The 12,174-nt window shown below is 76.1% G+C and carries 11 protein-coding genes; 8 read left to right on the top strand and 3 right to left on the bottom strand.

Annotated features, from left to right (window positions below; genetic code table 11):
* Positions 1–3: 3 nt before the first annotated feature.
* Genes glmS through tsaE form a run of 6 tightly spaced genes read left to right on the top strand, consistent with a single transcriptional unit; the run spans position 4 to position 6,954 of the window.
* Positions 4–1,848 (top strand): glutamine--fructose-6-phosphate transaminase (isomerizing), encoded by a 1,845-nt coding sequence (gene glmS / locus QE405_RS12475; RefSeq protein ID WP_307201177.1) that lies wholly within the window; start codon positions 4–6, stop codon positions 1,846–1,848.
* A gap of 4 nt (positions 1,849–1,852) precedes the next feature.
* Positions 1,853–2,209: a holo-ACP synthase gene (locus QE405_RS12470; protein ID WP_307201175.1), complete on the top strand. Its 357-nt coding sequence runs from the start codon at positions 1,853–1,855 to the stop codon at positions 2,207–2,209.
* A 28-nt stretch (positions 2,210–2,237) separates the two neighbouring features.
* A complete protein-coding gene (locus QE405_RS12465) occupies positions 2,238–3,662 on the top strand; it encodes an NAD(P)H-hydrate dehydratase (protein ID WP_307201172.1) in 1,425 nt (474 codons plus the stop codon).
* A 43-nt stretch (positions 3,663–3,705) separates the two neighbouring features.
* On the top strand, positions 3,706–4,947 hold the full coding sequence (gene alr, locus QE405_RS12460; protein WP_307201170.1) for an alanine racemase: 1,242 nt from the start codon (positions 3,706–3,708) through the stop codon (positions 4,945–4,947).
* Complete coding sequence (locus QE405_RS12455) at positions 4,944–6,038, top strand: alpha/beta fold hydrolase (RefSeq protein WP_307201168.1); 1,095 nt, start codon at positions 4,944–4,946, stop codon at positions 6,036–6,038. The genes alr and QE405_RS12455 overlap by 4 nt, the downstream gene beginning before the upstream one ends.
* Entirely contained in the window at positions 6,031–6,954 is a 924-nt protein-coding gene (gene tsaE, locus QE405_RS12450) for a tRNA (adenosine(37)-N6)-threonylcarbamoyltransferase complex ATPase subunit type 1 TsaE (protein ID WP_307201166.1), read from the top strand. The genes QE405_RS12455 and tsaE overlap by 8 nt, the downstream gene beginning before the upstream one ends.
* 366 nt (positions 6,955–7,320) lie before the next feature.
* Here tsaE and QE405_RS12445 read toward each other — a convergent pair whose 3' ends face one another.
* On the bottom strand, positions 7,321–8,685 hold the full coding sequence (locus QE405_RS12445) for a hypothetical protein (protein ID WP_307201164.1): 1,365 nt from the start codon (positions 8,683–8,685) through the stop codon (positions 7,321–7,323).
* Between the two features lie 91 nt (positions 8,686–8,776).
* On the opposite strand from QE405_RS12445, the gene tsaB reads away from it, so the two are divergent.
* Positions 8,777–9,409 (top strand): tRNA (adenosine(37)-N6)-threonylcarbamoyltransferase complex dimerization subunit type 1 TsaB, encoded by a 633-nt coding sequence (gene tsaB / locus QE405_RS12440; protein WP_307201162.1) that lies wholly within the window; start codon positions 8,777–8,779, stop codon positions 9,407–9,409.
* A complete protein-coding gene (locus tag QE405_RS12435) occupies positions 9,406–9,873 on the top strand; it encodes a GNAT family N-acetyltransferase (protein WP_307201160.1) in 468 nt (155 codons plus the stop codon). The genes tsaB and QE405_RS12435 overlap by 4 nt, the downstream gene beginning before the upstream one ends.
* 9 nt (positions 9,874–9,882) lie before the next feature.
* Here the strand turns inward: QE405_RS12435 and QE405_RS12430 are convergent, their stop codons facing one another.
* Both QE405_RS12430 and QE405_RS12425 read right to left on the bottom strand, forming a co-directional pair.
* On the bottom strand, positions 9,883–11,664 hold the full coding sequence (locus tag QE405_RS12430; RefSeq protein ID WP_307201158.1) for a DUF429 domain-containing protein: 1,782 nt from the start codon (positions 11,662–11,664) through the stop codon (positions 9,883–9,885).
* A gap of 25 nt (positions 11,665–11,689) precedes the next feature.
* Positions 11,690–12,136, bottom strand: a complete 447-nt coding sequence (locus QE405_RS12425) for a VTT domain-containing protein (protein ID WP_307201156.1) — start codon at positions 12,134–12,136, stop codon at positions 11,690–11,692.
* Between the last annotated feature and the right edge of the window lie 38 nt (positions 12,137–12,174).

Below are 12,174 nucleotides of genomic sequence, written 5' to 3'. Positions count from 1 at the left end.
GCTATGTGCGGAATCGTGGGTTACGTCGGAGCTCGCTCGGCCCAGGACGTGGTGATCGAGGGTCTGCGGCGGATGGAGTACCGCGGCTACGACTCGGCCGGCATCGCGCTCGTCGCCGACGGCACGCTGGCGGTCGACAAGCGCGCCGGCAAGCTGGCCAACCTCGAGAAGGCGATCGACGAGAGCCCCCTGCCGGCCTCGACCATCGGCATCGGCCACACCCGCTGGGCGACCCACGGCGCGCCCACCGACGTGAACGCCCACCCCCACCTCGGCAGCCACCGGCGGCTCGCGGTGGTGCACAACGGCATCATCGAGAACTTCGCGGCGCTGCGGGACCGGATCGAGGACGAGGGCATCACCGTCGTCTCCGAGACGGACACGGAGATCGCCGCCCACCTGCTCGAGCTGCAGCTGGAGTCGGGCGAGGACCTGACGACGGCCATGCAGCGCGTCTGCTCGCGGCTCGAGGGCGCGTTCACGCTCGTCGCCGTCGACGCGCAGGACCCCGACCGGGTCGTCGCCGCCCGCCGCAACTCCCCGCTCGTGGTCGGCCTCGGCGAGGGCGAGAACTTCCTCGGCTCCGACGTCGCGGCGTTCATCGAGCACACCCGCGAGGCCCTCGAGCTCGGCCAGGACCAGGTCGTCACCATCACCCGCGAGGGCGTCGAGGTGACCGGCTTCGACGGCAGCCCGGCGGAGGGCACGCAGTACCACGTCGACTGGGACCTCTCGGCCGCCGAGAAGGACGGCCACGACTGGTTCATGCGCAAGGAGATCTTCGAGCAGCCCCGCGCGGTCGCCGACTCGCTCCTGGGCCGCATGGGTGCCGACGGCCTCCTCCAGCTCGACGAGGTGCGCCTCTCCGACGACGAGCTGCGCGACATCGACAAGATCATCATCATCGCGTGCGGCACGTCGTTCTACGCGGGGATGGTCGCGAAGTACGCCATCGAGCACTGGTGCCGCATCCCCGTCGAGGTGGAGCTGGCCAGCGAGTTCCGCTACCGCGACCCGATCCTCAACTACTCGACGCTCGTCGTCGCGATCAGCCAGTCGGGCGAGACCGCCGACACGCTCCAGGCGATCCGCCACGCGCGCGTGCAGAAATCGAAGGTGCTGGCGATCTGCAACACCAACGGCTCGACCATCCCGCGCGAGTCCGACGCGGTGATCTACACCCACGCCGGCCCCGAGATCGGCGTGGCCTCCACCAAGGGCTTCCTCACGCAGCTCGTGGCCTGCTACCTCCTGGCGCTCTACCTCGCGCAGGTCAAGGGCACGCGCTACGGCGACGAGATCAACCAGATCGTCCGCCAGCTCGAGGCGATGCCGGCCCACATCCAGGACGTGCTCGACCGGGCCGACGAGGTCTACGCCCTGGCGCGGGAGTACGTTGACGCCACGTCCGTGCTGTTCCTCGGGCGCCACGCGGGCTACCCCGTGGCCCTGGAGGGGGCGCTCAAGCTCAAGGAGCTGGCCTACCTCCACGCCGAGGGCTTCGCGGCCGGCGAGCTGAAGCACGGCCCCATCGCCCTCGTCGACGAGGGGCTGCCGGTGCTGTGCGTCGTGCCGTCCCGCGGGCGCGACCAGCTGCACGACAAGATGGTCTCCGGCATCCAGGAGGTGCGGGCCCGCGGGGCGCGCACCCTGTGCCTCGCCGAGGTCGGCGACACGGCGATCGAGCCCTACGCCGACGTGCTCTTCCGGCTGCCCAAGGTGCCGACGCTGCTCCAGCCGCTCGTCGCGACCGTGCCGCTGCAGCTCTTCGCCTGCGAGCTCGCGACCGCCAAGGGCCACGACGTGGACCAGCCGCGCAACCTCGCCAAGTCCGTCACGGTGGAGTGACCCGGTGCCGATCGTCGGCGTCGGCGTCGACGTCTGCGACGTGGGGCGCTTCGCCGCGTCGCTCGAGCGCACGCCCGCGCTGAGGTCGCGCCTCTTCACGCCCGTGGAGACCGACGGCCGCTCGCTCGAGTCGCTCGCCGCCCGCTTCGCCGCCAAGGAGGCGCTGGCCAAGGCGCTGGGCGCCCCGGGCGACCTGGAGTGGCACGACGCCGCGGTGCTCCGCGAGGCCGGGGCGGCGCCGTACCTGCAGTTCACCGGCACCGTGCTCGCCCGGGCGGACGCCCTCGGCGTGCGCAGCAGCCACCTCTCGCTCACCCACGACGCGGGGATCGCCACGGCCTTCGTGGTGCTCGAGGGCTGAGCGGGCCGGCGCGGCTAGGGTCGATCCCATGCGTGCCGCCCACACCGAGGCCCAGGTCCGAGCCGCCGAGGAGACGCTGATGGCGGCGCTCCCGCCGGGGGCGCTGATGCAGCGGGCCGCGACCGGGCTCGCCCACGCCGTGCTGGCGCTGCTCGACGGCGCCTACGGCCGCCGCATCACCCTCCTCGTCGGCGGCGGGCACAACGGCGGGGACGCGCTGTTCGCGGGCGCGCTCCTGGCCCGCCGCGGTGCCGCGGTCGACGCGGTGCTCCTCACCGAGACGCCGCACGAGGCGGGCCTGGCGGCGCTGGAGGCCGCCGGGGGCCGGGTACGCCGCGGGACCGCCGCCCCCCGACGCCTGCCCGACCTGGTGGTGGACGGGATCGTCGGGATCGGCGGCCGGCCGGGGCTGCGCCCCGACGCGGTGGCGGCGCTCGAGGCCCACGCGCCCGCCGGCTCCGGGGTGACCGTCGTGGCCGTCGACGTGCCCAGCGGCGTGGAGGTGGACACGGGCCGCCTGCCCGACGACGCCCACGTGCGCGCCGACGTCACCGTCACGTTCGGCACCCACAAGGTCGCCCACCTCGTCGACCCGGCCGCCCGCGCGTGCGGCGTGGTGCAGCTCGTCGACATCGGCCTGGCGCCGCACCTGGCCGCCCCCGCCGTCGAGGCGCTGCAGGCGGCGGACGTCGCGGCGCTGCTGCCGCGGCCCACCCCGTCCTCGCACAAGTACTCCCGCGGCGTCGTCGGCGTGCGCGCCGGCTCCGGGCGCTACCCGGGCGCCGGGCTGCTGGCCGTCGCGGGCGCGGCGAGCGGGCTGGTGGGGATGGTGCGCTACGTCGGCGACCCCACCGTGCTCGACCGCGTGCGGGAGGCGCACCCCGAGGTCGTGGGCGTCGGCCGGGTGCAGGCCTGGACGGTCGGCTCGGGCGGGGACAACCGCGCGGGGGCCGCGCTCCGCGCCGCGCTGGCCGACGAGGTGCCGCTCGTCGTCGACGCCGAGGCGCTCCGCCACCTCGACGCCCCGGTGCGCCGCGAGGGCGGCCGGCCCGTCGCCGCCGTGCTGACGCCCCACGCCGGGGAGCTCGCCGCGCTGCTCGACGTCGAGCGCGCCGAGGTCGAGGCCGACCAGCTCGCCTCCGCGCGCCGCGCCGCGGAGCGGTACGACGCGGTCGTGCTCCTCAAGGGCAGCCACAGCGTGGTGGCCCATCCCGACGGACGGGTGCGCGTCACCACGAGCAGCACCCCCTGGCTCGCCACCGCCGGGGCGGGCGACGTGCTCGCCGGGCTCATCGGCGCCCTGCTGGCGGGCGGGCTCGCGCCGTACGACGCCGCGTCGGTCGGCGCGTGGCTGCACGGTGCGGCCGCGACGTACGCCAGCCAGGGCGGCCCGATCGTGGCCACCCAGGTCGCGGCGGCCATCCCGGAGGTCGTCCGCGCCCTGCTGACCTGACCGCACCGGATCGGGGCTCCGCCCGCCTGCCACAATCTCCTCCGTGAACGCCGTCGACCGCCCCGAGGTCGTCGTGGACCTCGCCGCGGTGCGCCACGACGTCGCCGTGCTGCGGGCGCGCGTCGCCCCCGCGCGGATGATGACCGTGGTGAAGGCCGACGGCTACGGCCACGGCATGGTCGAGGTCGCCCGCGCCGCGCGGCAGGCGGGCACCGACTGGCTCGGCGTCGCGACGCCCGTCGAGGCCCTGGCGCTGCGGGCCGCGGGCGACACGGGGCCGCTGCTCTGCTGGCTCTCCGTGCCGGCCGACGACCTCGCGCCGCTGGTAGCCGCCGGCGTCGACCTCACCGCGTACTCGCCCGCCGAGGTCGCCGCCGTCGTCGAGGCCGCCTCCCGGGCGGGCCGGCCGGCGCGGCTCCAGCTCAAGGTCGACACCGGCCTGCACCGCGGCGGCGCGCTCCCCGCGGACTGGCCCGACCTCGTCGCCGCCGCCCGCGCCGCCGAGGAGGCGGGCGCGGTGCGGGTGACCGGCGTCTGGTCCCACTTCGCGGCCTCCGAGGACCCGGCCCACCCCGCGAACGACGCGCAGGAGGCGGTCTTCCGCGCCGCGCTCGAGGTCGTCGCCGCCGCGGGCCTCGAGCCCGAGGTGCGTCACCTGGCCAACTCGGCCGCGGCCCTCCTCCGCCCCTCGGCGCACTTCGACCTCGTGCGGTGCGGGATCGCGTCGTACGGCATCGACCCCGCGCCCGACCTCCCCGACGCCGCCTTCCCGGGCGGCCGTCCCGACCTCGTGCCGGCGATGACCGTGCGGGCGCCGCTGGTGCTGAGCAAGTCGCTGGCCGCGGGCGACGGGGTCTCCTACGGGCACACGTGGGTCGCGCCCGCGGCGACGACGGTCGGGCTGGTGCCGCTGGGGTACGGCGACGGGGTGCCCCGCCACGCCGCCGCCGGCGTCGGCACGGACCAGGCCGCCGAGGTGCTCGTGGGCGGGCGCCGGCGGCCGGTCCGGGGACGCGTGTGCATGGACCAGCTCGTCGTCGACCTCGACGGCGAGACCTTCCCGCCGGGCACCCCCGTGGTGCTCTTCGGGCCCGGCCGCGACGGCGAGCCGACGGCCCTGGACTGGGCGCGGGCCTGCGGGACGATCGACTACGAGGTGGTCACCCGGTTCCGCGGCCGCGCGCGGCGGGTCCACGTGGACAGCGCGGCGGACGGCGCGGCGGACGGCGCGGCGGACGGCGCGACGGACGGTACGGCGGACGGTACGGACGGAGGCGACCGGTGAGGATCGGACGGGTGGTCGCGGGCCTGGCCGCGGGGGCGGCCGGTGTCGCGCTGGCGGGCGGCGCCGCCGGGCTGGTGCACCAGCGCCGCGTCATCGCCCACCGCGACGCCGGCGGGGCGGTGGAGCTCGGCTCCCTGCGCTCGCCCGCGCTGACGGTCGTGGCCGACGACGGCGTGGCGCTGCACGTGGAGGTCGACGAGGTGCCGCCCACGGTCCGGGGGACCGCGCCGACGCTGGTGTTCGTCCACGGGTACGCCCTCAACCTCGACTGCTGGCACTTCCAGCGCGCGGCCTACCGCGGCCAGGTGCGCACCGTGTTCTACGACCAGCGCTCCCACGGGCGCTCGGGGCGCTCGGACGCGGAGCACGCGACGATCGAGCAGCTCGGGGCCGACCTGCTGACGGTGCTCGACCACGCGGCCCCCGAGGAGGAGGTCGTGCTCGTCGGGCACTCGATGGGCGGCATGAGCATCATCGCGCTCGCCGAGGCGCACCCGGAGCTGTTCGGCGACCGCGTCGTGGGCGTCGGCCTGATCGCGACGACCGCGGGCGGCCTCGACCCGACCCGGGCGCTGCTGCCGATGGTGCCGAAGGCGTTCGGCGGACCGCTCTCGCTGCGGTTCGTGGCCGGTCTGTCGCGGGGCCACCGCGTCGTCGACGGGTTCCGGAGGATCGGCAAGGGGCTCGCCATGGTCGGCACCGACCGGTTCGCGTTCGGCAGCGACGTGCCGGAGACCTACGTGGCGTTCGTCGACGACATGCTGAGCCGCACGCCCTTCGAGGTGCTGGCGCAGTTCTTCCCGGCGTTCGGCAGCCTCGACAAGTTCTCCGTCGTGCACGCCCTCGAGGAGGTGCCGACGACGATCGTCTGCGGCACGGGGGACCGGCTGACGAGCATCGGGCACGCCCGCAAGCTGCACGCCCACATCGGTGGCTCGCGCCTCGTCGAGGTGGAGGACGCGGGCCACATGGTGATCATGGAGCGGCACGTCGTCGTCGACGAGGCGCTCGACGACCTCATCGCGGCGGTGCAGGCCCAGCGGTCGGGCCGGTCGGGCGAGTCGAGCCAGCCGGGGCGGCACCGTGCCTGAGTCCTCGCGGCCCGTGGGTCCCGTGACGGTGCGCCGGGTCGGCCCCGAGGGGGCCGCCGCGGTGCACGCCGTCGTCCGCGCCGCCTTCGCGGCGCGCCCGGCCCTCGACCCGCCGACGGCCGCGCTCGCCGAGACCGTCGAGTCGATCGCCGACGCGCTGACCGCCGGGGGAGGCCTGCTCGCCGAGGGCGACGGTCACCCCGTCGGGGCGCTCGTCCTCGACCCCGAGCCCGCGGGGGGCCGGGTCTGGGTGCGGCGGTTCGGCGTCGTACCGGCCTGGCAGGCCCACGGCGTCGGCGCCCGCATGGTCGAGACAGTGATCGCCACGACGCCCCGGGAGGAGATCGCGGTGCTCGCCCGCGAGGAGCTGCCGCGCGCCCAGGCGTTCTGGGCGGGCCACGGGTTCGTCGAGGTGGGACGGACGGCGCCGTACGTCGAGATGGTGCGCCCCCCCTCCCTCGTCGTGCCCGACACCGACGCCATGCGCGACCTCGGTCGCCGGCTCGCCGGGCTGCTCCGGGCCGGGGACCTGCTGGTGCTGACCGGCGGGCTCGGCGCGGGCAAGACGACGTTCACCCAGGGCCTGGGCGCCGGTCTCGGGGTGCGCGGCGACGTCACGTCGCCGACCTTCGTCATCGCGCGGGTCCACCCGTCGACGGTCGGGGGGCCGGAGCTCGTCCACGTCGACGCCTACCGCCTCGGCGGCGCCGCCGAGCTCGACGACCTCGACCTCGACACCTCGCTCGAGGACGCCGTCACCGTCGTCGAGTGGGGCGCCGGCCTCGCCGAGCAGCTCGCCGACGACCGGCTCGAGGTGGTCATCGAGCGCAACGACACGGACGACGTGCGGCTCGTCCGCGTGAACGGGTACGGCGCGCGCTGGGCCGACGTCGACGTGGCGGCCGCGCTGGGCTGAGGGCGGGGCGGGGGCCGGGAATGTGCGGCTGGGGCACTCCGGACCGGCCCGGACCTGTACCAACCGCACAGTTCCCAGCCCCCGGGAGGTGCCCACCGCCGGGCTGACCGGCGTCGGGCTGGGTGAACCCTGGTCGCCGCGGGAAATGTGCGGCTGGGGCATGCCCGACCGCGTCGGACCTGCCCCAGCTGCACAGTTCAGGCCCTTCCCGACCGGATCGTCAGGGCGCGACGGGCCGACAGGTGCGGCGCGGGTCGAGCCCGCCGCGGGAAATGTGCGGCTGGGGCATGCCCGACCGCGTCGGACCTGCCCCAGCTGCCCAGTTCGCGCCCTTCCCGGCCGGATCGTGAGGGCGCGACGGCCGACTCAGGGCGCGTCGGTCATGAGGGTGACGAGGCTGATCCCGCTGTAGCCGAACTGCAGGTGCAGGTAGCGGCCGCCGACGACGTACCGCACCCACGACCCCTCCTCCGTGTCCGCCCCCTCGGGCCTGCCCCAGGCGGCGACCACGGCGTCCGCGTCGGCGTCGAGGTCGATGCCGTCGAGGAGCTGCTGCGCCCGCGGGTACTGCTTGAGCTTCACCCAGATCGTCCGCGCCCCCGCCCGGCCGAGGTCGACCTCGACCCCGCTGAGGGCGAGGTCGCGCTGGGACGTCCCCGCCGGCAGCGCGAGCAGGTAGGCGATCCGCTCCACGGCGTCGGACGTGCCGAGCGCGTCGAGCAGCACGTCCACGTCGCCGCCGATGGCGCCCTCGGGCATCCCCGCCGGCGGCTCGGCGGGCGTCGTGTCCTCGCCGAGCACGCCGTCCATCCAGGCGCTGAACTCGTCGGGCCCGCCGGACACCCACGCCCGCGGCACGTCGACGCCGAAGGTCTCCTCGACCCAGGCCCGCAGCTCGGCCGCGCGCAGCACGCCGAAGGGCGTCACGGGCGGGCCGCTGGGCCGGTCCAGCTCCTCGTAGCCCACCGCCATGAGCCGCACCAGGTCGAGCACGGAGTCGGCGACGACGAAGCGGCCGCCCTCGCTGCCCAGCGCCACGACGAGGTCGCGCCCCTCGTCGTCCCGCCACAGCGCGCCGACCGAGCCGGTCCCGTCGAGCCGCACCAGCGGCGTGAGGCGTGCGACGGCGGCGGGGTCGGTGCCCGGGGGGAACCAGCCCTCGAGCGAGCCGCCGGGTTCCACGCCGACGGCGAGGCCGCGGCGTACCAGCCAGCGGAACGTGCGGGCCAGCTCGTCGGGGAGCTCGTCGAAGGTCAGGGCGCCGTCCCGCTCCGGGGGCAGCAACGCGGGCAGGGTGGCGGACGCGGCGGCCCCCTGCGCGGTCACCAGCCACACGTCGAGGGTGTCGCCCACGGCCACCCGCAGGAGGGCGACGGCCGCGCCGTCGAGCGACCAGACGAGCACCTGCCCGGCGCCGAGGGCGACGGCGACGGCGTCGATCCAGCCGGCGTCGGTGTAGCCGTGCACCGAGTCCCGCACCACGGGCGCCCCCAGGTCGTCGCGCAGGGCGGCCTCGGCGAGGTCCGCGAACGCGGTCGCCTCCTCGGCGTCGCTCGTGCGAGCCTCGACGAGCGGGACGATCCACCCCTCGGGCGCCGCGTAGGCGGGCACGTCCTCGACCATCGCGTCGTCGTCCCACCAGCCCTCCGACGGCGTGGCCGCCACGGCACGGGCGAAGGTGCCCACGTCCTGCGGCTCGGGCTCGAACGACGACCAGTCCCGCTCGCTCATGCTGCTCCCCTCGGTGTGCACGTCTTCCCGCGGCCGCCCTCCCGACGACCGCGTGCGTCCTTCCCCCGGGCGGGTGTCCTAACCTCGTCGGGTGCTCCTCGCCTTCGACACCGCGACCCCGCGGGTGTGTGCCGCGGTCTACGACGCCGACACCGACACCGTGCTCGCCTCGGGGGTGGCCGAGCGGCCCATGAAGCACGGCGAGCAGCTCGCCCCGCTCATCGACGGCTGCCTGCGCGACGCGGGTCTCGACCGCCGCGACCTCACGGCGCTCGTGGTCGGCGTCGGGCCCGGACCCTTCACCGGCCTCCGCGTCGGGCTCGTCACCGCCCGCACCCTCGGCTACGTGCTCGACCTGCCGGTGTACGGCGTGTGCTCGCTCGACGCGCTCGCCGTCGAGGCGATCGCCACGGGGGCCGTCGCCGAGCCCTTCCTCGTCGCCACCGACGCGCGGCGCAAGGAGGTCTACCTGGCCTCCTACGACGAGACCGGCACCCGGCTGAGCGGCCCCACCGTGACCAAGCCCGCCGAGGTCGCCACCGACCTGCCGGTGGTCGGTGCGGGCCCGTCGCTCTACCCCGACGCCTTCACCCGGCCCGTCGGTCCGACCGAGCCCGACGCCGCCTGGATGGCCCGCGCCGTGGCGGGGGAGCACGTCGAGCTGCTCGACCCGGAGCCGCTCTACCTGCGCCGCCCCGACGCCGTCGCCAGCGCCGAGCGGTGAGCGACCCGACCCCGCCGGGCCCCGTCCTGCGTCCGGCCCGGACCGCCGACGTCGCCCGGGTCGCCCTGCTGGAGCGCGACCTGTTCGGCCCCGACGCCTGGAGCGAGGAGCAGGTCGGGGCCGAGCTCTCGGTGCCCGGCCGCGCGATGCTCGTGGCGGAGGACCCCACCGACCGGTCCGCGGTGGTGGGCTACGCCGTCCTGGGCGTGCAGGGCGACGTCGCGGACCTCCTCCGCATCGGCGTGGACCCGACCCAGCGCCGTACGGGGATCGCCTCCGCGCTGCTCGCGCACCTCCGGGGCGCCGCCCGTGGCGCGGGCGCGGATCGGATGCTGCTGGAGGTGAGCGACGCCAACACGGGCGCCGCGGCGTTCTACGCGGCCCGCGGCTTCGCCGAGATCCACCGCCGTCCGCGCTACTACCGCGACGGCTCCGCCGCGCTCGTCCTCCAGCTCACGCTCTGAGGACGGGCGTCAGCCCGCCAGCTTCGCCAGCCGCGACGACAGCAGCGCCACCCGATGCGCGTTGCCGGGGAGCTCGACGTACCGCTCGCCGTACGTCGCCAGCAGGTCGTCGTCGAGCCGCCGCACCGCGCCCGCGGGGTAGCGGTAGTCCATCCGTGCCGTCACCGCCTCGCTGTCGACGTCCGCCATGGCGCCGGCCAGGTCGGCCGCCGACGTGATGCCGAGCTCGGCGAGCAGACCGGCGATCCACTCGTAGTGGTCGGTGCGGGACCAGCCGGCGCCGGGGTAGCGACCGGCCAGGTACGCCGCGAGGTCGCCCGGGCTGAGCCGGTGGCGGTCCGCGCGGGTCGGGTCCCCGTCCCCGTCGGCCACCCAGGCGCCGCTGGCCGCGCCCCCGGCCACCTGGTCGCCGCGCAGCTGGTCGCGGATCGTCGAGAACTCGCGGTCGGCGAGCTCGAGCAGCCCGGCGGCGAGGGTGAAGCGCCGGTCGAGCTCGGAGGCGTGCTCGGGCGGCACCTCGCCCTTGTAGCGGATGTCGTGCTCGAACTCGGCCCACGCGTGCTGCAGCGCCGTGCGGATCTGCACCTCGATGATGCGCCCGGGCAGCGCGTCGGTGGCGGGGGTCGGCGCGACGTCCTCGGGCAGCGCGAGGTCGAGGTGCCGGCTGGAGTAGCCCCAGCGTCCGGACCGCGCCGTCTCGAGCCCCTTGTCGCGGTCGCCGAGCACGGTCAGCTCGGCCCCGAGCACGTCGGCGACGGCCTCGACGTCGGACGACAGGTAGGTCACGACCCGCACGCCGATCTGGTCGGCCATCTCGGCCAGCGCGTCCTGGTAGCGCGGGTGCCCGTCCTCCAACGAGGCCGCCTTCGCGGCGAAGGAGGCGACCGACTTGGCCCGCGCCGTCACCGAGAGGTAGTTGAGGCCCGCGTCGTCGAGCGCGGCCGTGACGAGGGCCGCCGCCTGGTCGGTGGCGTGCTGCGTCGCGGGCAGGCGCGCGGCGTACGCCTCGACCTCCTTGGCCCGCGCCCGCTCCGCGCGCGTGCGCCGCGGTGCCGGCTCGAGGCCCTCGGGCAGCGTCGGGGTGACGATGACGCCGTCCTCGACGGAGCCGTAACGGGTCAGGCGCTCGGGCTCGCGCGCCGCGAGCAGCGCGACGTAGGCGCACACCACGGCGTCGAGCCGGTCCTCGGCGAGCCGCAGCTCCGACTTGCGCTGCGCGTTCTCGACGAGCGCGACCAGCTCCTCCCACACGGGGCGGCGGTGCAGGAGCAGCGGCGTGCGGGCCCGGCCGAGCTGCTCGAGGCCCTCGGCGAGGCGGAGCATCTCGGAGCGCATCTGGGAGAAGGTGCGGTCGCGGCTCTGCTTGTACTTCAGCGTGCGGCCCAGCCGCAGCAGCGCCACGGTCGCCGCGTGCGGGTAGACCTCCAGCGCCCGGCGGCCCGTCGCGTCCGGGTCGAGGTCGAGGCCCCAGCGGGCGGCCAGCCGCGCCGCTCGCGGACCGTCGGCGAACTCGGGCTTGCCGAGGTTGGTCGGGTGGGTGCCGGCCTCGAAGGCCCGGAAGTCCTTGTTCAGCGCCGTCTCTGCGGGGCGGGTGCCCGTGGCGTTGCGCACCACCAGCGGGGCGTCGAAGGCGACGACGCACTCCCCGGCGACGTACGGCGCGACGACCTCGTCGATCTCGTCGTCCGTGGTGACGGCGGTGGTGGACAGCAGGCGTCCGCGCTCGTCGAGCACGGCGATGCCGGTGGGAGCCCGCTCGCCCCACGCGAGGTCGACGCCGACGAGGTGCATGGGCACAGCCTGCCAGTCGGGGGGCTCAGAGGCGACGACGCACGGCGCGCGCCACCACGACGGCGAGCACCGCGACCACCAGCGCGACGAGCAGCAGCTCGGGGTGGCCGCCCCACACCGCGGTGAGCACGGCGATGCCGACGGTCACGTAGATCGTCGCCCAGAGCGCGGCGCCCAGCAGGAGGGCGGGCACGTAGCGCCGCAGCGGCATCCGCAGGAGCCCCGCCGCGACGTTGACCGCCGTCTGCACGCCCACCGTGAGGAAGCACAGCGTCACCGCGGGCGCCCCGAACCGCCGCACCGTGCCCTCGGCCCGCGCCACCTCCGGCCGCGCGAGCAGGCGCGCGGCCCGCTCGCTGCGCGCCGAGGCGCCGCGCAGCGCGCGCCCGAGCCCGTACGTCGCGCCCCCGCGCAGCGTGGCGATCAGCCACAGCAGGGCGAAGGCGATCGCGACGGGTTGGTCGGAGAACACGGACCAATCGAACCAGCCCCGGCTCCTGGGTCGCGCAT

This window comes from Nocardioides zeae, assembly GCF_030818655.1.
Lineage (GTDB): Bacteria > Actinomycetota > Actinomycetes > Propionibacteriales > Nocardioidaceae > Nocardioides > Nocardioides zeae_A.
Note: the sequence above shows the minus strand (reverse complement) of the source record. Positions and strands in the feature narration are given on the sequence as shown.

Coding starts and splice junctions, on each gene's coding strand:
- glmS (WP_307201177.1), top strand. CDS start 4: ATGTGCGGAATCGTGGGTTACGTCGGAGCTCGCTCGGCCCAGGACGTG.
- QE405_RS12430 (WP_307201158.1), bottom strand. CDS start 11,664: ATGCACCTCGTCGGCGTCGACCTCGCGTGGGGCGAGCGGGCTCCCACC.
- QE405_RS12445 (WP_307201164.1), bottom strand. CDS start 8,685: ATGAGCGAGCGGGACTGGTCGTCGTTCGAGCCCGAGCCGCAGGACGTG.
- QE405_RS12465 (WP_307201172.1), top strand. CDS start 2,238: ATGCGTGCCGCCCACACCGAGGCCCAGGTCCGAGCCGCCGAGGAGACG.